This is a genomic window from Paenibacillus sp. FSL W7-1332 (assembly GCF_037969785.1).
GTDB lineage: Bacteria > Bacillota > Bacilli > Paenibacillales > Paenibacillaceae > Paenibacillus_AQ.
Genome location: NZ_CP150209.1, coordinates 6,385,001 through 6,410,576, shown reverse-complemented (window position 1 = coordinate 6,410,576; position 25,576 = coordinate 6,385,001). Strand labels below are relative to the sequence as shown.

At 51.0% G+C, this 25,576-nt stretch carries 31 protein-coding genes (1 of these 31 only partly in view); 28 read left to right on the top strand and 3 right to left on the bottom strand.

The features are described 5' to 3' along the window. Positions 1-22: 22 nt before the first annotated feature. A complete protein-coding gene (locus MKX98_RS29240) occupies positions 23-1,027 on the top strand; it encodes an asparaginase (RefSeq protein ID WP_220683885.1) in 1,005 nt (334 codons plus the stop codon). 65 nt (positions 1,028-1,092) lie between these two features. Then, positions 1,093-1,809 (top strand): pirin family protein, encoded by a 717-nt coding sequence (locus tag MKX98_RS29235; protein WP_194544583.1) that lies wholly within the window; start codon positions 1,093-1,095, stop codon positions 1,807-1,809. 80 nt (positions 1,810-1,889) lie between these two features. On the opposite strand, the gene MKX98_RS29230 is transcribed toward MKX98_RS29235, so the two are convergent. Continuing rightward, positions 1,890-2,117 (bottom strand): DUF1128 domain-containing protein, encoded by a 228-nt coding sequence (locus MKX98_RS29230; RefSeq protein ID WP_015737472.1) that lies wholly within the window; start codon positions 2,115-2,117, stop codon positions 1,890-1,892. Positions 2,118-2,301: 184 nt separating this feature from the next. On the opposite strand from MKX98_RS29230, the gene yyaC reads away from it, so the two are divergent. The 5 genes from yyaC (at position 2,302) to MKX98_RS29205 (ending at position 8,438) form a co-directional block, all read left to right on the top strand. Then, positions 2,302-2,841: a spore protease YyaC gene (yyaC, locus tag MKX98_RS29225; RefSeq protein ID WP_220683886.1), complete on the top strand. Its 540-nt coding sequence runs from the start codon at positions 2,302-2,304 to the stop codon at positions 2,839-2,841. 108 nt (positions 2,842-2,949) lie between these two features. Further along, complete coding sequence (locus MKX98_RS29220; protein ID WP_194544581.1) at positions 2,950-3,741, top strand: alpha/beta hydrolase; 792 nt, start codon at positions 2,950-2,952, stop codon at positions 3,739-3,741. A gap of 178 nt (positions 3,742-3,919) precedes the next feature. Further along, complete coding sequence (locus MKX98_RS29215) at positions 3,920-4,771, top strand: DUF6483 family protein (protein ID WP_339219865.1); 852 nt, start codon at positions 3,920-3,922, stop codon at positions 4,769-4,771. 36 nt (positions 4,772-4,807) lie between these two features. Then, positions 4,808-5,983: an SAM-dependent methyltransferase gene (locus tag MKX98_RS29210; RefSeq protein ID WP_194544580.1), complete on the top strand. Its 1,176-nt coding sequence runs from the start codon at positions 4,808-4,810 to the stop codon at positions 5,981-5,983. A gap of 253 nt (positions 5,984-6,236) precedes the next feature. Beyond that, positions 6,237-8,438, top strand: a complete 2,202-nt coding sequence (locus tag MKX98_RS29205) for an O-antigen ligase family protein (RefSeq protein ID WP_339219863.1) — start codon at positions 6,237-6,239, stop codon at positions 8,436-8,438. Positions 8,439-8,520: 82 nt separating this feature from the next. Here MKX98_RS29205 and MKX98_RS29200 read toward each other — a convergent pair whose 3' ends face one another. Next, on the bottom strand, positions 8,521-8,835 hold the full coding sequence (locus tag MKX98_RS29200) for a hypothetical protein (protein ID WP_071219599.1): 315 nt from the start codon (positions 8,833-8,835) through the stop codon (positions 8,521-8,523). 151 nt (positions 8,836-8,986) lie between these two features. Here MKX98_RS29200 and MKX98_RS29195 point away from each other — a divergent pair, with 151 nt between their 5' ends. From MKX98_RS29195 to MKX98_RS29100, 20 genes are all read left to right on the top strand, one after another. After that, positions 8,987-9,598, top strand: coding sequence for a DedA family protein (locus tag MKX98_RS29195; protein WP_194544579.1), 612 nt, complete (start codon positions 8,987-8,989; stop codon positions 9,596-9,598). Between the two features lie 3 nt (positions 9,599-9,601). Then, complete coding sequence (locus MKX98_RS29190; protein WP_220683887.1) at positions 9,602-10,168, top strand: thioredoxin family protein; 567 nt, start codon at positions 9,602-9,604, stop codon at positions 10,166-10,168. 2 nt (positions 10,169-10,170) lie between these two features. After that, the gene (locus tag MKX98_RS29185) at positions 10,171-10,809 is read left to right on the top strand and encodes an MBL fold metallo-hydrolase (protein WP_194544577.1); all 639 of its coding nucleotides are present in this window, start codon (positions 10,171-10,173) and stop codon (positions 10,807-10,809) included. Between the two features lie 178 nt (positions 10,810-10,987). Beyond that, entirely contained in the window at positions 10,988-11,179 is a 192-nt protein-coding gene (locus MKX98_RS29180; RefSeq protein WP_071219595.1) for a hypothetical protein, read from the top strand. Positions 11,180-11,425: 246 nt separating this feature from the next. Beyond that, complete coding sequence (gene sigY, locus MKX98_RS29175; RefSeq protein WP_194544576.1) at positions 11,426-11,971, top strand: RNA polymerase sigma factor SigY; 546 nt, start codon at positions 11,426-11,428, stop codon at positions 11,969-11,971. Next, positions 11,955-12,290: a YxlC family protein gene (locus MKX98_RS29170; protein ID WP_071219593.1), complete on the top strand. Its 336-nt coding sequence runs from the start codon at positions 11,955-11,957 to the stop codon at positions 12,288-12,290. Before sigY ends, MKX98_RS29170 begins: the two co-directional genes overlap by 17 nt. Continuing rightward, positions 12,290-12,499, top strand: coding sequence for a hypothetical protein (locus MKX98_RS29165; protein WP_220683890.1), 210 nt, complete (start codon positions 12,290-12,292; stop codon positions 12,497-12,499). The genes MKX98_RS29170 and MKX98_RS29165 overlap by 1 nt, the downstream gene beginning before the upstream one ends. 35 nt (positions 12,500-12,534) lie before the next feature. Further along, positions 12,535-12,729: a PLDc N-terminal domain-containing protein gene (locus tag MKX98_RS29160; protein WP_071219591.1), complete on the top strand. Its 195-nt coding sequence runs from the start codon at positions 12,535-12,537 to the stop codon at positions 12,727-12,729. Then, positions 12,726-13,649, top strand: a complete 924-nt coding sequence (locus MKX98_RS29155) for an ABC transporter ATP-binding protein (RefSeq protein WP_194544575.1) — start codon at positions 12,726-12,728, stop codon at positions 13,647-13,649. Before MKX98_RS29160 ends, MKX98_RS29155 begins: the two co-directional genes overlap by 4 nt. Then, a complete protein-coding gene (locus tag MKX98_RS29150; protein WP_220683892.1) occupies positions 13,646-14,422 on the top strand; it encodes an ABC transporter permease subunit in 777 nt (258 codons plus the stop codon). The genes MKX98_RS29155 and MKX98_RS29150 overlap by 4 nt, the downstream gene beginning before the upstream one ends. A 212-nt stretch (positions 14,423-14,634) precedes the next feature. Beyond that, positions 14,635-15,015, top strand: coding sequence for an ATPase (locus MKX98_RS29145; protein WP_071219588.1), 381 nt, complete (start codon positions 14,635-14,637; stop codon positions 15,013-15,015). A gap of 174 nt (positions 15,016-15,189) precedes the next feature. Further along, positions 15,190-15,477, top strand: a complete 288-nt coding sequence (gene gatC / locus MKX98_RS29140; RefSeq protein WP_071219587.1) for an Asp-tRNA(Asn)/Glu-tRNA(Gln) amidotransferase subunit GatC — start codon at positions 15,190-15,192, stop codon at positions 15,475-15,477. A 20-nt stretch (positions 15,478-15,497) separates the two neighbouring features. Beyond that, positions 15,498-16,955 carry an Asp-tRNA(Asn)/Glu-tRNA(Gln) amidotransferase subunit GatA gene (gatA, locus tag MKX98_RS29135; RefSeq protein WP_194544573.1) on the top strand — a complete coding sequence of 486 codons (1,458 nt, stop codon included), beginning with the start codon at positions 15,498-15,500 and terminating at the stop codon, positions 16,953-16,955. A 30-nt stretch (positions 16,956-16,985) separates the two neighbouring features. Continuing rightward, on the top strand, positions 16,986-18,425 hold the full coding sequence (gene gatB / locus MKX98_RS29130) for an Asp-tRNA(Asn)/Glu-tRNA(Gln) amidotransferase subunit GatB (protein ID WP_071219585.1): 1,440 nt from the start codon (positions 16,986-16,988) through the stop codon (positions 18,423-18,425). A gap of 220 nt (positions 18,426-18,645) precedes the next feature. Continuing rightward, positions 18,646-19,104, top strand: a complete 459-nt coding sequence (locus MKX98_RS29125; RefSeq protein WP_071219584.1) for a GNAT family N-acetyltransferase — start codon at positions 18,646-18,648, stop codon at positions 19,102-19,104. Positions 19,105-19,153: 49 nt separating this feature from the next. Next, positions 19,154-19,867: an MgtC/SapB family protein gene (locus MKX98_RS29120; RefSeq protein ID WP_071219583.1), complete on the top strand. Its 714-nt coding sequence runs from the start codon at positions 19,154-19,156 to the stop codon at positions 19,865-19,867. Positions 19,868-20,061: 194 nt separating this feature from the next. Next, positions 20,062-20,673 (top strand): hypothetical protein, encoded by a 612-nt coding sequence (locus MKX98_RS29115; protein ID WP_194544572.1) that lies wholly within the window; start codon positions 20,062-20,064, stop codon positions 20,671-20,673. 43 nt (positions 20,674-20,716) lie between these two features. Next, positions 20,717-22,036 carry a DUF4097 family beta strand repeat-containing protein gene (locus tag MKX98_RS29110; RefSeq protein WP_220683895.1) on the top strand — a complete coding sequence of 440 codons (1,320 nt, stop codon included), beginning with the start codon at positions 20,717-20,719 and terminating at the stop codon, positions 22,034-22,036. Between the two features lie 87 nt (positions 22,037-22,123). Next, positions 22,124-22,543, top strand: coding sequence for a peroxide-responsive transcriptional repressor PerR (gene perR, locus MKX98_RS29105; RefSeq protein ID WP_071219580.1), 420 nt, complete (start codon positions 22,124-22,126; stop codon positions 22,541-22,543). A 116-nt stretch (positions 22,544-22,659) separates the two neighbouring features. After that, positions 22,660-24,375: a glycosyl hydrolase family 18 protein gene (locus MKX98_RS29100; RefSeq protein WP_339219854.1), complete on the top strand. Its 1,716-nt coding sequence runs from the start codon at positions 22,660-22,662 to the stop codon at positions 24,373-24,375. Between the two features lie 128 nt (positions 24,376-24,503). Here MKX98_RS29100 and MKX98_RS29095 read toward each other — a convergent pair whose 3' ends face one another. Then, a complete protein-coding gene (locus MKX98_RS29095; protein ID WP_071219578.1) occupies positions 24,504-24,869 on the bottom strand; it encodes a YgzB family protein in 366 nt (121 codons plus the stop codon). Between the two features lie 186 nt (positions 24,870-25,055). On the opposite strand from MKX98_RS29095, the gene MKX98_RS29090 reads away from it, so the two are divergent. Next, positions 25,056-25,576: the 5' portion of a nucleotidyltransferase-like protein gene (locus tag MKX98_RS29090; protein ID WP_220683897.1), read on the top strand. It continues 358 nt past the right edge of the window; 521 of the gene's 879 nt are visible here — the first part of the coding sequence; the start codon lies at positions 25,056-25,058; its stop codon lies beyond the right edge, outside the window.

Below are 25,576 nucleotides of genomic sequence, written 5' to 3'. Positions count from 1 at the left end.
GTTATAGAAGGAGTTATTTAACATGGATACTGTATTAGTGAAGGAATATCGGGCGGACATATTGGAGTGCGTCCACAATGGACATATATGTATTGTTAATGAACAAGGAAGCATACAGGCATACGCGGGAGATCCGGAATATGTCGCATTTACGCGTTCTTCGGCCAAGCCGATGCAGGCAATCCCCTCCATCCGTGGCGGGCTTGCTGACCATTATGGGCTGACGGATAAGGAAATCGCGATCATGACGGCTTCGCATCGGGCGGAGCCGGCTCATACCGAAGTATTGGAAGGCTTTGCCCGCAAGGTCAATATTAGTGAAGCTTACATGGTTTGCGCATCGAGCTGGCCGCTGGATGAGAAAAATAAAGAGGCTCTTCTGCGAGACCAGAGAAACAAGAGCAAATGGTTCCATAATTGCTCCGGGAAGCATTATGGCATGTTGGCCTATTGTCAGATGAAAGGGTACCCGCTGCTCGGATACGATCAGCCGGAACATCCACTGCAGCAGGAGATCCTTAAGACGGTCTCCTATTTGTCGGGACTGGCTCCCTCTGATATCCGATTGGGAACGGACGGTTGCGGCCTGCCGGTATTCGCCATGCCGCTTCGCGCTTTGGCTACAGCCTATATGAAGCTTGCATCCCCGGACCTTATCGAGGATGAGCCAACAAAAAGGGCGGTCATCCGAATCACGGAGGCCATGCACGCATCTCCCTATATGGTGGCAGGAAATCAAAAGGTGGACACCCTTCTCTTGGAAGACGATAATATTGTGGCCAAAGGAGGATTTAAAGGCGTGTACTGCTTAGGTCTGAAGAAGGAGCGGCTCGGCATTTCGTTCAAAATTTCAGATGGATCAGAAGAAGAATGGGGCTGGGTAGCGGAGTCCATATTGGAGCAAATCGGGTATAGCAACAAAATAACCATCGACCGCTTGAAATCCGCGTATCCCAAAGATTTATGCAACGATGAGGGCCTGAAAGTAGGCAGGGTGGAAACCGCGTTTATGCTGAACGGTGCTTAAGCATGACTGATTAGACCGGAAACCGCCGGGGTATTGATTAGTAAAAAAGGCGGAGGTGACCGGCCATGATTAAGATCATGACGGCAGCGGAAAGACATACTACCCATAAAGACGGTATTCATAGTGAATTCAGCTTTTCATTCGAGGATTATACGGATCCGCATAACGAGCATTTTGGAAGCTTACTGGCGCATAATGAATATATGCTTAAACCGATGGAGGGTTTTGATCGAAGGTTTCATCATGATTTGATCATTGTCCATTTGGTGCTGGAAGGCTCGTTAACGTATGAAGATGATACAGGGAAAGAAATCGAGCTGACTCCCGGTTCGATTCATGTCGTGAATACAGGCACTGGCGTGTACCATGCAGAGAAAAATGCCTCGTCCGAGGACGTACGCTACCTGGAAATGTGGTTTCTACCTGCGGAGCCGGACCTTGAGACCAGTCACCATCAAAGCGATTTTACACAGGAAGAGCGGTTGAACCAGATGCTTCCGATCATCGGGTCGGGCCATGGTGAATCCAGCTTGCCCCAATCGCTGGATGTTGTGATATACAGTACCATACTGGAGACAGGACAAGAACTGACGTACAGCCTGGCAGGGGATCGGAGAATGCACCTGTACGTCATTAGCGGTCAAGTCGAAATATCGTCGGAAGACGGCAAGTTTGATATTACTGCGGGTGATGCCGCCAGGATACAGCGGCGTCATGAGCTGACATTTCGAGGGAACTCAAGTAAGGGGATCTCGGAAGTGGTGATGATCGATATGCCGTAGAGAAGGACAGCAAAGCCCCCGGAACATCGCTTGGATCAGCGAAGTTCCGGGGGCTTTGCTATAAAAGGGCTGATGATGATCTACTGGTTCCCGCGCAGCTGCCCGAGCTCCGATACAACTGCTTCCACTTCCGATATACTCAGGTTTTGCTTATTCATGACCATATCGTACAAATCATAAATATCATCATATTGGTTAACCGAGAAGGCGGATGCTTGCATGGCAGCACCTGTAGCCATCCGAAGCTTGGTTTTAATCTGTTCAATCATATACTCGACATTAGCTTGTGATTTTTCACTCAAATCCATGGATTAACACCATCCTCTCATAGGCGGATTTACGATTTTCATCCCTGTATTGTACCATGTTACCGTGCGGCTCGACCAATGTTTTTGCCATCGGAGACAGAGATAGGTTAAAATCAGGAAAAAAAGGTTTTTTAGGCTGTAAAAAGCAAGGTTTTAAGCGATGTAATCAAGGAGGAGGTCCGTCATGAGCGAACAAGCCGGCAAGACGCCAGGCGTACAGGCTGTAAAAGCTAAAATGTCGGGGCATGAACTGGCGGATTTTTTTCGGACGATTTCGCAGCGGCATGCGCTGGATAGCATCGTATTTTTATGTATTGGCACTGACCGTTCCACAGGAGATGCACTCGGACCGCTAACAGGAAGCCGGCTCTCGGAATACGGTTTCCCGCATGTGATCGGGACGCTGCCCGAACCGTGTGACGCTTTTAATCTTGAGGCAAGACTTCAAGGCATACCTGAGGATAAGTCGATTATTGCCATTGATGCATGCTTGGGACAATCCTCGTCAGTCGGATATTTCTTTACATGCGAGGGTCCACTGACGCCTGCCCAGTCCGTCGGCGGGAGGCTTCCGGCAGTGGGGGATTATAGCGTGGCAGCGGTTGTGAACGTCCATGGACCGAAGCCGTATTGGACTCTTCAAGTGACGTCCTTATACCAAGTCATGGGGATGGCGGAGCAGATAGCGAAGCAAGCCGCTATTGCCTTTGGCCTTAGGGCGTAAGACATGGCGTTTCAGCCGGGGTTGTTTTTGTTTAATAATAGATCATTCTTTATAAAATAATGGGTGTCTATCACATGGCATCCGCTGAATAGAAAGAAGGGTATCGCTATGGAAAAAGTACAATGCAACGGCAGCACGATTTGTTATGTTGATCAGGGACAAGGTGAGCCGATCATTCTGCTTCACGGTTTCTGTGGAAGCTCCGCCTACTGGGAACAGGTACTGCCATTTCTTCAAGGCTTCAGAGTCATTGTACCGGATCTCCGTGGTCACGGGCGGTCTGATGCACCGATGGGATCGTATACCATTGAACAGATGGCAGACGATGTACTGCTATTGATGGATGAGCTCGACATTCCGAAGGCAGCGTTACTCGGTCATTCCCTTGGAGGATATATCACGCTCTCCTTTGCCCAGCGTTACGCTTCTCGTTTGAACGCCTTTGGCCTGATTCATTCCACAGGCTACCCGGATTCGGACGAAGCGAAGGAGAAGAGGGTGCAGGCGGTCAGCACCATCCAAGGGGAGGGCATTACGGCTTTTGTTGACGGATTGGTGCCCGGCTTATTCGCTCCGGATACGAAGGATAACAAACCGGAATGTATTCAGCGGGCGAAGGAGATAGGCTATCTAACGCCACCTCAGGGAGCAATCGGAGCGGCGCTGGCGATGCGTGAGCGTCCGGACCGACGCGATGTGCTCTCCGCGTCCACGCTGCCTATCCTGCTGGTAGCAGGGGAGAAGGACGGATTGATTCCGGCAGAGCGTACCTTTACGACAGACCATGACAACGTGACTCAATATGTAATCGAGGGCGCAGGACATATGAGTATGATGGAGACGCCGGAGAAGCTCGGCGAGGTCATCACTTCTTTCATGGGACGGCTTACGAATGAATAACGCATGAGAATCTTTCAATAGTTTATAATGAACGGATACCCCCTAGCGGGATATCCGTTCATTTATTTTGTGCCCAGACGCGCCATACCTCGTATGCTTGGCCGGCCGAAGTAGAGCGAGAATGGGAGGGGGAGGTCGGGAACTGGAATTCTGGCCCCGGATAGCCTACAATTTAATCGTGATCCGGCTTGAGTTTGAACCGGCAAATTTCTCCCTTGTAAAGGATGATTCGCTAAAGGCTGCCCCGGCATTCCTTCTTGGTTTCTTGGCAGTTGAACGCAGTATAGTAAAGATGAAGATCAGGAATACGCTGCATCTGACATGGATGCAGGTTGGGGGTGCGCGTATGTTTCGCAGGGATTATCTCGTGCGGCTAATTGAGGATATGACACAGATGATTGCCAAGGTGTTTTCGCTTAAGCAGGAGCGCAAGCACACAGAAGCGCTATGGGAGCTGGATGAGCTCTTCAAACGACAGTTCCGGTTGAATTCAGAGCTGCTTCGCTCATTGTCCGCTGCCGATATTGAGCAGCTATTTCGCAGTCACGGTTATCTGGAAGCGGACAAGCTGCAAAGCGCCGCCAGGCTAATGGAAGAGGAAGCGTCCCTGCTGCTTGAGCTGGAGCGTGAAGAAGAAGCCGTTATGCTCTATACCAAGGTCTTTCAGCTATATTTGAAGTCGGCCCTGCAAGGAGCGGATTTGAAGCTGATCGGGTTGACGGAACGGATCGGTATGGTGAGAGAACGTTTAAGGTCGTATGCATGGCCAGAAACAGCGATGCGGGATTACTATGCGTATATGGAGCAGCAGGGGATGTACGCAGAAGCGGAGAACATCCTCTACCAACTGCTGGATAATGGCAAGATGGAATATGGCGAAGCTGTGCAGTTCTATCAAAGATTGCAGCTGAAGCTGCCTGAGGATTTGGCGAAGGGCGGGCTTCCGCTGGAGGAAGTCCACGAAGGAATGGATGAGCTTAAGCGTCGTTTTCCGCATGAAGCGGTGAACGGCGACAAGTCGTTGACCTAAGCGGGATTAACCTGTCTATCATATAAAGAAAGCGAGATGTACCTTTTGGATGCATTAAGAAAATTGATTCACAACATCATGGAAGAAGGATCATTGATCACAGCTACGCTAAGCCAGCTCCGCAAGCGGGAAGGCATGACCTACAGTAAAGTAACGGTTAAGCCCGTAGAGCTCAAGAACAAGCTGCACTATCAGTTTGCCTATTATTCCGGAACCAAAGTCACCCATCAGAACGTGCCGGCCGATGAGGCGGAGGCCGTGCTGGTTGACATGTTCGAGAATGTATTCCGGCAAGCGATGATGTATACGCCGGAAGCGGACTATCAGGTTCTAATCTCGAAGAAATACAAGGTTTCGATTCTGACCAAATCCCCCTCCAAGACAAAAACGGATTTGTCCCATAACCGGAAAAAGACATATATCCTTGAAGAGGGAGAGCCTGTTCCGTTTCTGGTGGAACTCGGCATCATGAGTGAAGAGGGCAAAGTATTTGCCCGCCGATACGATAAGTTCAAACAGATCAACCGATTTTTGGAGATGGTTGAGGATGTGCTTCCCCACCTGCCGGAGGACCGTCCACTGACGATCGTTGATTTTGGCTGCGGCAAATCCTATCTGACCTTCGCTTTATATCACTATTTGGCGGTAACCGCGCGCAGAAAGCTGAATATTGTCGGTTTGGATCTCAAGGCGGATGTCATCGAACACTGCAGTATGCTGGCGAAAAAACTGAACTACACCCAATTGCAGTTTCTTGTCGGGGACATTGCGGAATATGACGAACTGGAGCAGGTGGATATGGTGGTCACGCTGCATGCATGCGATACGGCAACAGACGCTGCACTGGAAAAAGCGGTTCGTTGGGGCGCTTCAGTCATTCTGTCGGTGCCTTGCTGCCAGCATGAGCTGTTCTCCCAAGTCCAAAGCCCCGTTATGGAGCCGCTGCTGTCCCACGGTATATTGAAGGAACGCTTCTCGGCCCTTGCCACGGACGCCATTCGAGCCAAGCTCCTCGATCTGATGGGTTACAAGACGCAGCTGCTGGAGTTTATTGATATGGAACATACTCCGAAGAATATATTGATCCGGGCGGTTAGCGGTTCTGCGGGAGATCGGGATAAGCTGTGGCAGGAATATACCGCGTTCCGCGATTTTTTAAGCGCCTCTCCATATCTTGAACGGGCGTGCAAGGACTTGCTGCCGGATACGTAAAATACATCATGCCGATTCCGGAAAAAGCGATGAAAGTGCGACTGCATTTTCATCGCTTTTTTAGATAGTCAGAAAGTATAAACTTCGGGGGGCAAGCGGCCTTATAGCGCTGATGAGTTCCCCGACGCTGCTTCAAGAATAACAACGTATGTCCTTGCCCACAATGCTAATAGATGGTTTGGCCACGAAGGACGGATGCCTTGCAAGGAGCAGCCGGGGGAATGGTTATGCATCGGAACGGGGGCGCTGGTTCATGGCATGGAGGACCCTGCATCGTATTTGCGGGATGATGCTGATTGCACTTGTCTTTGTGGCAGGTATCCGGAGCGGAATGTTTTTTGACGGGGATGTCTATGGGGTCGGAGCAGGGTTTGGGATGCTTCTGCTGCTTATGATGGCAGCTAAACGGCATGATGGAATCCAAGGCCGGGGAATTCCTGGCACTGGCATGATATCTTCTGGCTTGGTTAATTTAGATAAAGGGTTGCGAGTGGTATTGGGGTGCATCTGCGGAATGATTCTCATGTATGTGCTTCATGGGATCGGGCGACCGCTCTCACTGGAAGGCACGATGAAGGAGATCATCCTGTGGGGAAGTTATGCCTCTTTTACAGCTGTTGCCTGGCGTATAAGCCGTACAGGTGACGGCTTACGTTTGATGCAAATAGGCTGGCATCTGTTGGGCGCTGTGCTGTGCGGCAGCGCTTTGCTTGCCGTGTATGGGCTTTTGGAGCTGCCGTATGGGATCTATCATACGGCGGATGTGAACATCAGCGCGTCCGGCGCGAGGCTTGGCGGCCTGCTTCAGTACCCGAACACGTTCGGGGCCGTGATGGCCGCCTTCCTGCTGGAGCGGCTGTTCGCGCTGCCGCCCGTCCTGCGGTCCCGGACGGGCACGCTCCGCGCAGCGGCTGCCCTGCTGCCGCTGCTGCCCTACACTGCCGCGCTGCTCCTGACGGAGTCGCGCGGCGCCTGGCTCGCGGCCGCACTCGCGTGCGCGGCCGGCTTCGCTAAGGAGCGGCGTGCCTTCGCGCCGCTCCTGGTGGCTGCCGCCGCGCCATTGGCGAGCGCGGCGCTGCTGTACCGCCAGCTGGCTGATGCCAAGCTGGCTCCAGCCGTGCTGCCCGGCCTGCTGTGGCTGGCCGGGCTTTGGGCCGGCGGTGTCCTCGCCGGCCAGCTGCTGTGCCGCTGGCGGCACAGCGGGGGCCCGCGGCGGCGGTATGCCGCGCCAGGGGCCCTGGGAGCTGCGGCGCTGCTGGCTGCCGCAGCCGGAGCGGTGATCCTGCATCAGGTGCAGGATCGGACCCTCGGCGGCGCGGCAACGCTGAGCGCGCGCCGCCTCCTATACAGCGACGCGTGGCAGCTGGCCCGGTCGTCGCTGTGGCTGGGACGTGGAGGGGAGACGTGGCGGCAGTCCTACCTTGCCATGCAGTCCCAGCCCTACGTGGGTGCCGAGGTGCACAGCGGATATATGGATATCCTGCTGAATACGGGAGTGATCGGGCTGCTGCTTGTCCTTGTTCTGGTTAGCTTTATGGTGGCAAGGCTTATTGCTGTGAGCTCTCGGCTCATGCCCGCTGTCCTCGTGCTGATCGTGCACGCGGCTGTGGATTTTGACTGGAGCTTTGGGCTGGTATGGCTGCTGCTGTTGTGGCTTACGGTAATGGGCTTCGCTACGACTCCTTCTGGTCGGGAAGTGCAAAACGGACCTCATACAACTCAAAGACGCAAACGGTTCAAAATAGGGAGGAAGCGGCTAGCTGTTTATAAAACGAAGCGGGAATATCCGCCGTTACAGTCGCTGTCACTGCTCCGGGTTACGGCGATCATTCTGCTCGCGGTCTGGGTTCTTCTCGCTGCTGCGCTGGGCATCAGCGAGGTCAAAGAGCGATGGGCCGCTTCGGAACCGCCCGGAGCGCAAACAGCGCTCCTTCAATCCTCGTTAAAGTGGAACCCCGCCAACACGGAGGCAACATTGAGCCTGGCGGATTGGCTTCCCCCAAGCCAGCGAATCCCGCTGCTGAAGCGAAGTTTGGTGTATGCACCGAATCACCCGGAGCTGAGCTGGAAGCTGGCAGAGGCTTACTCGCTCCGAGGCCAATCGGAAGAGGCGGCAGCTTGGTATCTAGCGGCCATCAATCGGGATCGGTTCAATGATGTCAAACAAACCCGAGCCGTGCTGAAGCTGGCTTCCCTCGCAGATTGGCACCGGACGGCAGGAGAATCCGTCAGAGCGGTTGAAGCGGCCCGGACCGGGTTAAATATCTTGAAGCGCTATCGTTCCCTTGCGGCAAATCTTCGTGAGATGGATTCTCATCGGAATGACCGGGAATTCGATCTGTCTATACTTGCGGTAAGGCAAACCACCCGATTGGAAAAAACGTTGAATGGGGGAGGAGCACGAAAGCATGCGGCAAGGCAGCCTGAACAGGCAGATATCCCCGCCCGCCGCTAACTTGAATCGTGTGTCGCAATCTATAGCAGCTTATCGCGTGCCTGCCCGTTCAGGATAGTTGCTAGTACAAGGAAGGGCAATGTTATCCGCCGAAGGCATCCCGGAAGGCCGAGGCCAACTGACGTTCCGGAACCTCCCATAGCTCGGCCAGTTCGCCGCAGACTTCCTTTTCCCACCAGTCGCACAAAAGCTTCTTATTGCTGTAGTTTTCGTGGATCCAGATCAAATTGCCTATCACCTTCCGGTAATACAATTCTTCGCCTTGCTTCAAGGATTCCGGAGGAAGGTACAGCTTGAGACGTTTGGTCGTGCGGTATAATTCTTTGCTGCAGGCCCGCCGTATACCGCGCGGGGAGGGGGGCTTGCTGCCCGGTTGTTTGGCATGGGGAGAATGCATGCGTAACTCACTCCTTTGCTTCACCATATGTCCCGAAACGGGCGAAAGTCACTGTGCCGCCTATAATTGGGCGCAGTAGAAGGCATGTCCTGAGCTGTGTTAGAATAGGCTAGTATAAGAAATCAACGCAGGAAGAAAGCGGGGGACAAGCGTGGAATTCTTATACGAGGCTGTAGGCCGATTGTTTGAATGGATCCAGCAGCTGGGCTATTTTGGAATCATGATAGGTTTAATGGTGGAGGTCATTCCAAGCGAGATTGTACTTGCCTATGGCGGTTATCTGGTATCCCTAGGTGAAGTTAACTTTATCGGAGCCATGATTTTTGGGACCGTTGGCGGCGTGCTCGCACAGTTGTTTATCTATTGGATCGGCCGTTACGGAGGCAGGCCCTTTTTGGAGAAGTACGGGAAGTACATATTGATTAAGAAGAAGCATATCGATTACGCTGAAGAATGGTTCGGCAAGTATGGTACCGGCGTTATATTTACGGCACGGTTTGTACCGGTGGTACGGCATGCGATTTCCATACCGGCAGGCATATCCAAGATGCCTGTGGGAAGGTTTACGCTGCTGACCACCCTAGCCGTTATTCCATGGACGGCATTATTCTTATACCTCGGATTGCTTCTAGGCGATCAATGGGAGCATATTGACGAGAAGGCAGGTCCGTACGTGCAGGAAATTCTGCTGGGGGCATTGGCCGTCATGATTCTTTATTTTCTGATAAAATGGATAAAATCATCGAAGGCGAGGTCGAAATAACGAATGAGTATGAATATGGCAAATCATTTGGGGACAGGCATATCTCCACAGCAATTTATGGACGGCATGCAGAAGAACCAGGAGACGTTCAAGGCAGGATATGAACAGTTTGTCTGGGAGAATGAAGAGGATAAAGAGTTTTTTGAAAGCCTCAATTTCAGGGATGATCTGCGGGTCCTCATTCTGGCAGCGGATTGGTGCGGCGATGTTGCGCGCAATATCCCTGTCGTATTTCGCGCGATGGAGACCGCGGGAATTGAGACGGAAGTGCTGATTATGGAAGAGAATCTGGACGTCATGGATCAGTTCCTGACCATGGGTGCCCGTTCCATTCCGGTTGTTATTATTTCGGATACCGGGGGACATGTTCTCGGCACGTGGGGACCGCGTCCGGCGCATGTTCAGAAGTTTATGATTGAGTTCAAGCAGAACAATCCGGATCGTGAAGCATCGGACTATCAGGACAACCTTGCGGTCACGCGGCAAAGCATTATTCAAGCCTACGGGGAAGGGTATGAGTTCCACGCTGCCATCATTAAGGAATTGCGTGAACTGATGTCAGGGTTCTAATCATGACACTTCATATTGAGACCTTTAATTTAGGACCGCTTCAGACGAATGCATATTTACTGACAGGGCCTGTAGAAGGCAAAGCGATCATTATCGATCCTGGCATGAACCCGGGGCCGCTTGTGAAGCGAATAGCCGATTTGGAGATTGAAGCGATCCTGCTGACCCATGCGCATTTCGACCACATGGGGGGCGTTGAGGAGATCCGCAAGCTGAAGGGCTGTCCTGTTTACCTGCACACCCTGGAGAGTGAATGGCTGTCCAATCCGAAGCTTAACGGCTCGATGATGTGGCCGCAGGTAACGGAACCGTTGTCCACCGAGCCGGCTGAGTACGATTTGGCGGATGGACTTGAGCTGCAGCTCATCGGACATACCTTCAGCGTCTTTCATACACCGGGACATTCCCCCGGAAGTGTAAGCTTTAAGTGTGGAAATGATCTGTTTTCCGGCGATGTGCTGTTCCGTCTCGGGGTTGGGCGAACGGACCTTCCTGGAGGCCGTGAACGTGATTTGATTGATTCCATTCAAAATACGCTGTATACCTTCCCGGATGAGGTCGTTGTGTATTCCGGCCATGGTCCTCGAACAACCATCGGTTATGAAAAGCAGCGGAATCCTTACGTTCCTGCCAGACGATAAGATAGCTTCCGACATAAATCGGGAAACTTTGTCTGGACAAACCTGGACAACATTGATACAATACGGTTAATTAATTGTTACCCATGCGAAGCACGCAGACTGTGGAATTCATCCCGGTTTGCGTTCTTTTATTTTATGGGGAGTTTTTTGGCATGGACGTGATTAGGGGGAAGCGCCAGTGAGGAAAGATCATCTATCGCTGTTGAACGGGAGTGTTACAAGAAGCGAAGCGATTGATCGTCAACCGGAGTTCCACCGGCAGATTCAGACGGAAATATCCTCAGTTGTCTGGGACAGGCTGGTGAAGGATGAAGGGATCGCGCAGCAGCCATGGCATCATCGGCTGCAGGTTATACGATTTAATCAATAGATCGACATGCGAACATGACACCCTCATCATGAACTGAATGGATTCTTTCTATTGGAGAGGGCAGCCGATTTTTAGTCGGCTGCTTTTTTTTGAGTTTTTTACAGATATCGATGAATTTCTTACCGTCATGATAGGTTTTAATAATTGATATCATTCGGTACAGGATAAATATAAAACTCCATTTGAACGATTGGCTGTTGTTAATCGTATTACGGTTGGAATGCGAAAGAAGGTGATGATTTTTTCATGATCCCTGATGAAGAGGGCTTGATACAACAAGCGCAATTAGGAGATGCAGCGGCTATGGCGCTGCTGTTCAAGCAGCATTATTCCTTTCTTTATAAATATTTGCTAAAAGTGACGATGGACCCGATGGTTGCAGAGGATACTGCACAGGATACCATTGTTCGATGCATGGAGAATATGAACCGTTATAACGGGACTTCGTCCTTCTCCTCCTGGATGATTACCATTGCTACCCGGTTGTTCATCGATAGCACCCGGCGTAAGAAACGGGAGAAGAAATGGCTGGAGCAGGAGGCGGTTCAGTCGGCAAGGCGGATGCGCTGGCAGATGGAGCGGCGGGGAGAAGATTGGACGGATATGCTGAATGGATTATCCCGCTTATCTGAGGATCACCGGATTGCCATCCTGCTGAAGCATTATTACGGCTATAGCTATGATGAAATCGGAACGATGCTCGGTATTCCCGAAGGAACGGTGAAATCACGAACAGCCTACGGTATCAAACAGCTGCGAAAGGAGATGGGTGACGATGGTCAAAGGACCTGAGCATGAGGACGAAATATGGATTGAAGGATTTACCAAAGAAATGGAGCGGGTGGATCAATTGTTTGAGGATGCGCCATCCCCATCCCTGGAAGGATTGCATACGCTGGCCGTTCATACCTTGGAGCGCAAGCGGCGGCGGATGAAATACGAATTGCTGCTCTTTCTTCTGATTTCACTCTTTATCGTTGGTGGCGGATTGATGGCTGCCTTGGCGGCGCCGAAGATCCTTCTGTTTATTCACGGGTTCGGCATGGTTGCCGGGATTTCCGTTCTTGTTTTTTCCAAGAGTCTGAGATCTGCCGGAAAGAAGGGGATCTGATGAATGAAGTTAACGAGAGCCCGCTGGGAGTGATCATCCTTGCCGTTGTGCTTGTGCTGATTCAAGGGACATGGCTTTTCTTGGATGCGAGGAAGCGGGGGCTTGGCAAGATGGCTTGGTTCTGGGGGATATGGGGGTCTACGACAATGCCGCTGCCGCTGCTCTTTTACTGGATATTCGTCATCCACAAAGATGACCGCAAGTCTTAAGTTTCTTCATTATATACGGAACATGGGGGATTATTATGGAAATTAATTGGGGATTGATCTGGCCGATTCTTGCGCTGCAAGCCATTCTCGCAGTAACGGGGCTGATATCTTTGTTTCGGGCAGAGCCGGCAAACATACGTGGACCGAGATGGGTATGGGTGTTGATTATACTGCTGGGTAACCTTCTTGGCAGCGTTGCTTATTTTGTTGCGGGGAGGAGAGAAGCTTGACGGAAAAAATTTTAAGCATTCATGAATTGACCAAAAGCATAGGAAGCATCACGCCGGTTAAGGGCATTTCATTTGAATTGCAGCGAGGAAGCTGCACGGCCCTGCTTGGTCCTAATGGTGCCGGCAAAACAACTACACTGCGGATGCTGGCTGGATTAATACCTCCAACCCGGGGTGAGATCCGATATGGTTCAGCCGATACGCAAACGAACGGCTGGCGTCAACGGACCGGTTACTTGCCTCAGTATCCGAAGTTTTACAGCTGGATGTCGGGCATGGAGTACTTGTCTTTCAGCGCCAAGCTGTCGGGAATATCCGGACGAGAGGCTAATAAGCGAAGTCGGGAAGTCATTGAAATGGTTGGCCTGGAGCAGGCAGCCAAACGCCGAATATCCGGTTACTCCGGCGGAATGAAGCAGCGGCTTGGCATTGCTCAAGCGCTGGTGCATAAGCCTGAGCTGATCATGCTGGACGAGCCGGTATCGGCGCTTGATCCGATCGGGCGTCGTGAGGTTATGGACCTGCTGGGCCGCTTGCGCGGGGAAGTCACCGTTCTGTTCTCAACCCATGTGCTTCACGATGCGGAGGAAATCTGCGATGACATGGTACTGATGGTAGACGGGGAAATTGCGGAGAAAGGCGCGCTTAGCGAACTTCGCACGAAATATCGCCAGCCGGTCCTATCGATTGAGGTTGAACCGGGGGAGCGGGAGGTTGCTTGGCTCGACAGTCTTGTGAACCGTCCTTATGTGCATGAGATCGAACTCGGCAAACGCGGCGCCAAGCTGATGGTGACGGATATGGATCTTGCGCGGGCTGCTTTAATCAAGGAGCTTGCCGATGACGAAATCGAGCTGCTTCGTTTTGAAGCAGGCACGTCTTCGCTCGAGGATATGTTTATGAAGGTGGTGGGCTCATGAAGTCGTTCTGGATTTATTATCAAAAAGAAATGCTCGAGGCAAGCCGGACCTATAAATGGATTTGGGTACCTGCAGTCTTTCTGCTTCTTGGCATTATGCAGCCGGTTTCCACCTATTATTTGCCGGATATCCTGACCATGGCCGGGGAATTGCCCCCGGAAGCGGCGGCATTATTTACCGTCCCGTCCGCCGAGAATGTCATGGCATCAACCTTGAGCCAATTCAGCACCATCGGCCTGCTGGTGCTTGTGCTGGCGGGAATGAACACGGTAGCAGGGGAGCGAGCCACCGGCACGGCTGAGCTTGTTCTCGCCCGCTCGGTATCCACGATCCCCATGATGTCTGCCAAATGGGCCGCCTTGATGACGCTGCTGGTCGTTTCTTTTGCGATTGGACTTGGCGGTGCTGCATATTACACGTATCAGCTCATCGGTCCTTTGGAATGGGGATCGGTTACCAGCGGCGGGGGCTTATATGCTGTATGGCTGGCCTGGATCGTAACGCTTGTGCTGCCCCTCGGTGCCGTCCTTCGCGGGCCGGCTGCGGCCTTCATCAGCTTGGCAGTTGCCGGTGTACTTTCGCTCTTATCCGGTTTGCTGCCCTCCCGCGTTCTATGGAGTCCGGGCCGTTTAAGCAGCATGGCCGCTGAGCGAATTCTTGGCGCAGGGAGCAGCGCGTGGTCACCGGTACTCGTTGCCATGCTGATTATGGCGGTGTCGATTATCGTTGCCGCGAGGCTGCTTAGAAGGAGTCCGCTGTCCCCGCAATCCTAGTTTTCATGGGAGATTCAGGTTTTATCTGAATCACATGGACATCTCTATCTTTTTTTAGTAGACTATGAAGACAAGAAAAACGTCATCGACGTACGTTATCGGAAGAGAGACCGTATTTAGCGGAAGTTTTTCTTGCGAGATAAGGATGATAAACCTCTGAAGTTTATATTTTCTTATCTCTTAAAAAAGGATAGACACTCAGGAGGTAGACGATGCTGCGTTTAGGGGAAAAGATTACAATCGTTGCGGACGCCTTTGAGCAGAATCTTCCAATCGGTCAATACGGTTATATCATCGCTTATGACCGAAATCCGGACAATGCGTTCGATTACGTCATTCGGATTCCGAGCCTCAACCGTAATTTTTTTGTTCCGGCAGATGATGTCGAGCTGGAATCAATCGTGTTGAAGCAGGAAGCTGAGCGGGTCGAGCGGGAAGCGCTCATCGATTTCGCCCTGTCGACATATAATGAGAAGCTGTTTCATCAAGTGATGAACGGCGAGTTGGAAAGTGTTGAAGAGGAAGAAGAAACCAAGGAAGCAATATCCCAGGCGGATTTCATCAAACAAGTGAATCTTCGTGCTTGGATTTAGAAGAGTCGGCTGAGGCCGACTCTTTTTTTGATGGAATGGAAAAGTAACTTCGAAGCAGCAAGCTTCAAGCTGTTTGGATTGAATCTTGCATGCTTCTACAATATAATGAGAAAAGTTGTCGTGACAGACTTTACCCCTTTAACTGGATAGGGGCATGAAGGAGGATGTAAAGCCATGAGCATTACCGATAAGGATGTTCAGCATGTAGCGAAGTTGGCCCGTTTGAATTTGACGCCTGAAGAAGAGCAGATGTTTACCGGCCAACTGAATGCGATTTTACAATATGCCGAGAAGTTAAATGAATTGGATACAGAAGGTGTTGAGCCGACTACACACGTGCTTCATCTCAGCAATGTCATGAGAGAAGACGAGGTGCGCGAGAGTTTACCTATTGAGAAGGTGCTGCTTAACGCACCGGATGAAGAAGACGATCAAATTAAAGTACCTGCTGTTTTGGAATAGCCTGAAGGGAGGATACACACTTGAGTCTGTTTGATTACAAGTTAACGGAGATACATAATAAGCTGCAGAATAAGGAGCTTTCCGTAACCGATCTGGTTGACCAAGCTTTTACCCGTATTTCCGAACGTGAGGATCGGGTGAAGGCATTTATTACTTTGGACGAAGAAGGCGCTCGTTCATCCGCCAAGGCTTTGGATGAGAGGCTGGCTTCAGAGGGAACGCGTGGACTGTTGTTCGGGCTTCCTGTCGGAATCAAGGATAATATCGTGACAGAAGGACTTCGCACCACATGCGCTAGTCAGTTTTTGTCCAATTTCACGCCGGTTTATGATGCAACGGTTGTCGGTAAATTGCGTGCAGCGGATACGGTGACAATCGGCAAGCTGAACATGGACGAGTTTGCAATGGGAGGCTCCAATGAGAATTCCAGCTTCTATCCCGTGCGCAACCCATGGGATTTAGAGCGGGTACCCGGCGGGTCAAGCGGCGGCTCGGCTGCGGCCGTAGCTGCAGGTGAAGCCTACTTTGCGTTGGGGTCGGATACAGGCGGCTCCATCAGGCAGCCTGCCTCTTATTGCGGTGTCGTGGGACTGAAGCCAACCTATGGCCTCGTATCCCGTTTCGGCCTTGTTGCCTTTGCATCATCGCTGGATCAGATCGGGCCTTTGACGAAAAATGTGGAAGATTCCGCTTATGTCCTGCAAGCCATTGCCGGTTACGATCCGATGGATTCGACATCTGCCAAAGTGGACGTGCCCGACTATCTGAGCGCATTATCCGGAGACGTTACCGGTCTTCGCATTGCTGTGCCTAAGGAATACCTGGGCGAGGGCGTTGACGCTGAAGTGAAGGAAACTGTCCTGAACGCACTGAAGGTGCTCGAAGCGATGGGCGCTACCTGGGATGAAGTTTCCCTCCCGCATACCGACTATGCGGTAGCAACATATTATTTGCTCGCTTCTTCGGAAGCCTCGTCGAACCTGGCCCGCTTTGACGGCGTGCGCTATGGCGTTCGTTCCGACAATGCAGGCAGCCTGATCGACTTGTATCATGAGTCCCGCAGCCAAGGCTTCGGCGATGAGGTGAAACGCCGCATCATGCTGGGTACCTATGCGCTTAGCTCGGGTTATTACGACGCCTATTATTTGAAGGCACAGAAAGCCCGTACACTTATCAAGCAGGACTTCGATAAAGTATTCGAGCAATATGATGTCATCATCGGACCTACGGCTCCGACTACGGCTTTCAAGCTCGGAGCTCAGGTCGACGATCCGCTGACGATGTATTTGAATGATATCCTGACGATTCCTGTCAGCTTGGCAGGTGTGCCGGCAGTCAGTATTCCTTGCGGATTCGCGGACGGACTGCCTGTAGGTATGCAAATCATCGGCAAAGCCTTTGATGAGTCGACCGTACTGCGCGTCGCGCATGCCTATGAGCAAAATACTGAACACCACAAACGGCGGCCTGAACTGTAAACCGGCGGCAGAGAAGGAGGGAAACAATCGATGTCTACATCAAAATATGAAACGGTTATCGGATTGGAAGTGCACGTAGAGCTGCATACGAATTCCAAAATATTTTGCGGCTGCTCCACTGCGTTTGGAGCCCCGCCGAACACACATACATGTCCCATCTGTCTTGGCCATCCCGGCGTGCTGCCCGTATTAAACCGCCAGGCTGTGGAATATGCCATGAAGGCTGCGATGGCGCTGAACTGCACCATCGGCGATGTCAGCAAATTTGACCGCAAGAATTACTTCTACCCGGATTCCCCGAAAGCATACCAGATTTCCCAGTACGATCAGCCGATCGGTGAGAACGGCTGGATCGATATTGAGGTGGACGGAAAGACGAAGCGAATCGGGATTACCCGGCTTCATCTGGAGGAGGATGCAGGTAAACTCACGCACGTGGATGGCGGTTATGCCTCGCTGGTTGACTTTAACCGCGTTGGAACGCCGCTGGTTGAGATCGTGTCTGAGCCTGAGATCTCAACGCCGGAGGAAGCCAAAGCTTATCTGGAGAAAATGCGTGCGATTATGCAATACTGCGACGTATCGGACGTGAAGATGGAAGAAGGGTCGCTTCGCTGCGACGCTAACATCAGTCTTCGTCCATGGGGACAGAAGGAACTCGGCACGAAGGCCGAGCTGAAGAATATGAACTCCTTCCGCGGCGTACAGCGCGGCTTGGAATATGAGCAGTACCGGCAAACGGAAATTCTCGATGAGGGCGGCGTGATCGTACAGGAAACCCGCCGCTGGGACGAAGCGCAGGCAAAAACCTTCTCCATGCGCGGGAAGGAGCAGGCGCACGACTACCGTTATTTCCCGGACCCGGATTTGGTATCGGTGCATATTAGCGAAGAGTGGAAAGAGGCCGTTCGTGCGACGATTCCGGAGCTTCCGGATGCCCGTAAGGCACGTTATGCATCGGAGTATGGATTGCCGGATTATGATGCCGCGGTCATCACGTCGTCCAAGCTGCTCGCCGACTTCTTCGAGGACAGCTTGAACTATACGAAGGATGCTAAATCCGTATCGAACTGGATCATGGGAGATTTGCTGGGTTATTTGAATTCGAACAATCTGGAGCTGTCTGAAGTGAAGATCACGGGCCAGGGCCTGGGCGAGATGATCGGATTGATCGAGAAGGGAACCATCAGCAGCAAAATCGCCAAAACCGTCTTCAAAGAGATGCTGGAGAGCGGCAAGCTGCCTGCGCAAATCGTTGAGGAGAAGGGCCTTGTCCAAATCAGCGATGAAGGTGCGATCAAGAGCATTGTCGAGCAGGTGGTTGCAAACAATCCGCAATCCGTGGAGGACTACAAAGCAGGTAAACAGAAAGCGATCGGCTTCCTGGTGGGTCAAGTGATGAAAGAGAGCAAGGGAAAAGCCAATCCTGCGCTGGCCAACAAACTGCTGGTTGAGGTGCTGAACGGATAATCAACGTGTATCCGTCATGTTCTTCGAATTGTTTTTTAGGTAATGGGAGCTTGCCCCGCATCAGGGGCAAGTTCCTTTTTAAGATATCGGAAAGTATAAACTTTCGGAGGGTCTGCTGCCTGATATCGCAAGAAAAACTTCCGCTAAACGCGGTCTTTCTTCTTTTGAGAGCACGTCGATAGACGCTTTTCTTATAATAACTTGGTCAGGGGATGAATATATGATAAGAGCATTATCTTTGGAGGATAGGGATACCGTCCAGCAGATATGGAGTCTGCAGCACATGGCGTACCCTTTGGAAGCTGAATTAATCGGATTCTCGGAAATCCCTCCGCTGCAGGATACCTTCGATACGATCCGTTCGAGCGGGGAAACCTTTTTTGGTTATATTAATGAAGAAGGAGATCTTATCGGAGCAATCGCAGTCGAGCCGGAACAGGAGCAGGTCACCATATCACGAATGATGGTCCATCCGGGTCATTTTCGCAAAGGGATCGCGGGGACATTAATTCGCCACGTGTTGGAATCCTATAAGGAGGCGCCCATGTTCGTGGTCTCAACAGGGACGCGCAATACGCCTGCGGTAACCTTGTATGAGAAATTCGGGTTTGTTAAAAATCACGCTTTTGAGGTTGCTCCGGGTGTGGAATTGACCGAGTTCCATCTTCATATACAATGAATGATAAAGCATAAGCGACTGAAGCAGACGTGAGGGGAGTATCGTTCTTTTGAATAATCCTTGGGTGATAGATAATGTATCCATTTTATTAAGATTGCTGCTGGCTATGCTGCTTGGCGGCTTGATCGGTTTTGAACGGGAACGTTCGAACCATGCTGCAGGACTGCGCACGCATATATTGGTATGTTTGGGTTCTACGCTTATTATGCTGTTATCCATTTACGGTTTCTCCGATTTTGTAGACGAGATTAACGTTCGGATTGATCCAGCGCGCTTGGCAACGGCCGTCATTACAGGGATCGGTTTCTTGGGTGCCGGTACCATTCTGTTTACAGGTAAATCCATTACCGGACTAACCACTGCTGCGTCCATCTGGGTTGTGGGGGCCGTGGGGTTAGCGATTGGGGCCGGCTTTTATTTTGCCTCTATCGTATCGACGGTGCTAATTCTTCTTAATCTGGTTGTCTTCAATAAGCTGGAGCAGCGTTACATCCGCGGCAGCAAACTGCATCTGATTACTGTCCACGCAGCAAATACGCCGAATATTTTGGATGACATATCCGCTGTTCTGGAGGAACAGGAATTCGTGATCAAGAAGCTTATCGTTAACGAACGAAGCGGTGCGGCATACGGGGAGCTGCAGCCTGCGGTATTAGGGCTCGAAATCTCGCTGCAGGTCTTGACCGATCGCAAATTCGAACCGATGGAGATCACCCGGCAGTTGCGGGGAATCGGCCATGTAACGATGGTAACGGCTGAATAGGATAGGAATGAAGCATAACAAACGGCTACTGCTGAGCCACCGGCGGTGCCGTTTTTTTGTAGGTTTGCCAGCTTTCTGCGGACGGTCTATCCAGTTTTTTGCCAGTTACTTCAGCTCCTTGTTGGGGTACTATCAAAGAAAAACATCGTAAAACAGCGCCTGTCCCAGGATGTTTGGAAGGAGGCGAGAAGGTTATGAATTTAACACCCGAACCACAAACCCAAGTCAGCAAGAAGAAACGGCATCAGGTCCAGGTTAAGCGACACCCGGGGCTGCAGCGAAAAAAGCGGAAATTATATGCACTTCTATTAGCCGCTCTCATTCCGGGTCTGGGTCATGTGTACCTCGGTATGTACCGTAAGGGGATTACATTTATAATGTTGCTGCTGCTGGACATATCGGCGCTTTTATATTTTTCTTCCATTGGAATGCAGATCAATGTACCGCTGCTTGTCGTTCTGGGTCTTCTGATACCGGTGGGGTATTTTTATAACGTGTATGACGTGCTGCAGGCAGCGGAATATATTATTTCCCGAAAAAGACGCGGTGAGGCAGCGGCTGCTGCTTCCGAGGACGGATCAGGACGGAATCATCCGTTCCGGGGTGAGCGGGGAATCGCTTTTGGCCTCATGTTGGTTGTTACCGGGACGCTGCTCATTTTGTTTCACCAGAAGCCGCCTTGGCTGCAGGCAGGAATCCGCGATTATGGTGCGGAAGCCTCTGCTATCATGCTGATCGTTATCGGGATATGGGCGGGGATCCGGGAAGCTCTCCGCCACCGAAGAGACAAGGGCAAATCCTTGTAACGCATACAGTGGTACGGTGATAACCGATGAGGGGAGGAGACGGATGAAACATAAAATTAGAGTGGGACGATATACAGCCGCCTTGCTGCTTGTATGCACGGGCATATTATTGCTGTTGGACGAGTGGAGAGGCACGGATTATATATTTATGCTCCAGCGCTGGTGGCCGTTGTTGTTTATCCTGTTCGGCGTTGAATATATAGTCAGGTACACGCTGTCGCGTCTCTTGGGCAGACGCAAAGAATTTCGGTTTCGGCCTGACTTGAGGGGGATTCTGCTGGCAGTGGCTGTTACGGCCTCCGTATTCGTCATTTCCCAGCAGGAGCATTTTCTCCATCTCTGGAATCGGGTGAGCCTGAATTTGACGGCAGCGGGAGTGGATTACAGCGAAGCTGAAGGTAACCGGTTCGAGAAGCCGATATTGGAGATTCCCGTTGAGCTTGAAACCGAGAAAATCATCGTCGATCACTTAAACGGGGACATCTCCATCACACGACTGGATGTAGACGATATCAAGGTGGAGACGGAAGTATGGGTCGATCAGGAGCAGCCCGGTTTAGCCGAAGCGATCGCCGAGCAGTCGACGATCGAAGTGGGGGAAGGCAAGACGATTACGATTCGGTCCAAGGGGAAGGCCTATGGAGAATCGGGCAAACGGCAGCCCCGTATGAATGTGAACATCGCGGTTCCGGATGATCGACGATTCAATTTTGAGATACGGACGATGAACGGAGCCATAACCTTAAACCGCGTGGAAGCGATTGAGAATATTTTGCTGGAGAGCGGTAATGGACCGATTACGATGGATCGGATTTATGGAAATGTTACGGGCAAGACCTTAAATGGCGATATTACGGCGCGCGGCGTTACCGGTCATATTAAAATGTCCACTAACCGGGGGAATATGCTGGCTGTCGACATTACGGGCGAAACGGATTTGACCACGCAAGTGGGGAATATGACGGTAAAGCGAACGACCGATCATATCCGGGTTCAGACGAGAAACGGCAACATTCTGATCAGCGGGGTAGAGTCGCAATTAAGCGCTGAATCCCTCAATGGTGGAGTGGCTATACGTTCAACCCGTATTGGTGGCGATTGGAATGTGTATAGTGCGGTTGGAGAGATGAATCTTCACGTTCCGCTCGAGGGTGATTACAAGCTTGAAGGGACGATTAGCTACGGCAGCATTCTGACGACGCTGCCCAATCTTCTGATTGAACAGAAAACCATTTCCGGCGAATCCGGTACAGGCGAACATTCCATTCATATAGAGGGAAACAGCAATCTGAACATCTACCGAAGCTATCCGGAACAGGAGGAAGGCCGGAACAGCGGGGGGTGGACGCCTCTCCCGGATTGACAACAATCCAAGAAACGCCGTACAATGAAGGCTAAGAACGATATAAGTTTTGTAACCCCAGTTAAAACTTGAAGGCGGTGGGCAACCATGGGAACTTCCGTACAGCATGCGCTGGAACAACTGAAAACGACCGGTGTCCGTATCACGCCGCAACGTCATGCAATTTTAACGTATCTGGTGGAATCTATGGGCCATCCGACAGCGGATGATATTTATCGGGCTCTGGAACCTAATTTTCCTAGTATGAGCGTAGCCACAGTATACAACAATCTAAAAATGTTTATTGAAGCCGGCATGGTGCGAGAGCTGACGTACGGGGACAACTCGAGTCGTTTCGACGCTAACGTATCGGACCATCATCATGTCATATGCCAGAGTTGCGGTAAAATTGAAGATTTCAGCTATCCGTCCCTTGAAGATGTTGGAATACAAGCGGAGAAAAGCACCGGGTTTGAAGTAAAGGGACTACGAATGGAGCTGTATGGGCTCTGCAAGTCCTGCCAATAGACGCCGGTTGTTATAAATAAACGTGCGGAATGAACCATTCCACACGTTTTTATTTTTAAGGGCGCTATTTGGCGTCAAGGAGTTAGTAATGAGCGAGAGTGAAATGGGGGAGTAGTTTGGAAAGAAGAAGATATCGGGGAAAGAAGAGGCGCACGAGAGGGGGCTCTTTCTTTCTGGGGTTGTTGTTGGTCGCGGCTGGCGCTTGGTGGGTTGTCACCACATTATTTCCGAACCAGACCTATACCGTGCCGGATTGGCGTGGAATGGACAAGCCGATTTTTGTTCAGGGAGAGCTAAAGGAACAGCCTGCCCGGGGCTCCGGCGAAGAGCTGCTGCTGCCGATAACGGTTATTCAGGAGAGCGTGGATGCCAACATTCGTTATGAGGAAGAAACAGAATCCGTCCTTGTAACGACTTCGGAATCCGTATTACGCATGAAGATGGAGAGCACGAAGGGCGAGCTGAATGGCAAGGCGGTTACCATTCCCTACGCACCTAAGCTGATTGACGGCATTGCCTATGTTCCGATTAAGCCGCTCAAACAGCATTATGGCGTGAGTGTTCACGAGGACTCGGCGACAGGCGCCATTATTCTGATGCGTGCGGGGGATTCGATTCAGCTTGCCGAAGCAGCACCCGGTAATCCTGAGGAAACCGTGGCTCTACGTGAGAGCGGGGAGAAGAAGTCTCCGATTGTATTTGACATGCCGGCCGGTGAGCGGCTTCGCGTATGGCTTGAAGAAGAGGGGCGGTTATTCGTTCAGGCAGATAACGGGTATACGGGATATGTTCCTAAAGAGCAGGTTAAACTTGGGGACGTAAAGGAAATTCCGATGCTTGCGCAGACTCCTTCGCGGGCAGAGCTGGAATGGAAGAACAAGTCGGTCAATCTGGCATGGGAAGCTGTTTATAACAAAAATCCAAGCACGGATAGCATTGGCGAACTGCCCGGTGTCAATGTGGTCAGCCCGACCTGGTTTAGCATTGTGGATGGTGAAGGCACGGTCAAATCTAAAGCCGTTAAGCAGTATGTAAGCTGGGCCCATAACAGGAACATGGAGGTTTGGGGTCTGATGGACAACAGCTTCGATCCGGATATGACAACCGAGGCGCTGTCTACTTTTGATAGAAGATCGCATATTATCAAGCAGATGCTGGCTTATGCCAAACAATATAAACTCGACGGAATCAATATCGACTTTGAAAATGTTCATACCAAAGATAAGGATCATGTCGTTCAGTTCGTGAGGGAGATGAAGCCGCTGGCCAAAGCCAGAGGGCTTATCGTTTCCATTGATGTTACGCCAAAATCGAACAGCGAGATGTGGTCGCTCTTTCTCGATCGGAAACGACTCGGAGAGACGGTTGATTACATGATGGTGATGGCTTATGACGAGCACTGGGCCGCGAGTCCGAAAGCGGGATCCGTATCCTCGCTGCCATGGGCCGAGCAGTCGGTAAGGCGAATCATGGAAGAGGACGCGGTACCGTCATCCAAGCTGGTGTTGGGCGTACCGCTATATACACGGGTCTGGACGGAAACAAGCGAAGCGGGAGAGACGAAGGTGTCCTCCAAAGCGATTGGAATGGAGAAGCTGCAGGCCTTGCTTAAGGAACAGAAGGTGAAAGGTACGCTTGATGCCGGTACAGGACAGAATTATGTCCAATTCACGGAGGGAGAATCCATCAAGAAAATATGGATGGAGGACGGCACTTCTCTGCAATCCCGAGTGAATATGGCCAAAAAGCTGAAGCTTGGCGGCATTGCTTCGTGGAACCGAAGTTTTGCCATTCCGGAAACCTGGCATGTTCTGAAGACGATACATGAATAAAGATTAGTAGGACTTATTTTCATATCATAATAAAGAACCCGGTTATCACGAGGATAACCGGGTTCTTTATGTTTAATCGTCTTACAGGTTGCAAATCCTATTGAGATAGCAAGTTTCTGCAAATCACTTTAGGATCTGGTCTGCTGGGCTTCAAGCTCTTCTGCTGTGATGTTGGCCTGACTTGGATCCAGTGTCAAAATCGTATGGCAGAACATGCAGCGGTCGGTTTTACCCAACATCTTGGTCAATTTATTGCATTCCGGACACTGAATTTGGACCGCACTCGTGGATAGCATACCCGCCCAAAAGTAAATGCCGAGACTCCCCAGCATCATAATCAGGCCAAACACCAATCCGATTCCGGCAAATATTTTGCCTGCTTGGCCGAAGAATACGATTCCGGCTGTACCAAGCACCATAAGGCCCATACCCAGCATCGTCAGCAGCAATCCCCAAGTGCGGAAGGCGTTGATTTTTGCGTTCTTAAAGATCATGGCTCGAAAACTCCTGTCATTCAAATAGTTGTTTATGAAATAACGTGACCGAGAAATGAAATCTTATATATTCGTTTATCGCCTTCATAAGATCTTATCTCCTAAAAGAAGGAACTTACATGGACATGTAGAATTACATTATAACTGAAATGGCTGAAATTCGCCAAGGAATGTATGGAGGGAAACGTGGAATTAACCAACTTTTCTTTTTACTATGGAAATACGGTTGATGAGGATGCTGTAGGGGCGATAGCATACCGTAATTCGGACAAAAGGCAGCAAGGATTGCTTGTTTACGATTTTGAGGTCAATATTGTTGTCGTGTATGACGGAACACCTGATGAGCCTCCCATCCAGCATTCTATTGTAGGCGGGGAACGCTGCCAGGTGATAAGCATCGGGCTGGACGATTTGCATCGGGAACTCCTGAGCGGCACACATAAAGTATTGATCAAATGCTTCCTAGAAGGAGATATCATAAAAGACGACCAAGATCGCCTGTCCAATCTGCGCCGTGATTTCCTCAGGTTTGCTGAACCGTTCCGGGAGCAAAAATTGTTTATTGGATTTGCCCACTTCTTACAAAAGTATATGGATGCCAAGATGCTCTTGAAGGAAGAGCGGGGCCTGGATGCTTACCATACTCTATTAGAAGGTCTGCATCATTGGGGGCAGCTTGAACTGATCGAGCGGGGAATTCATCCGGA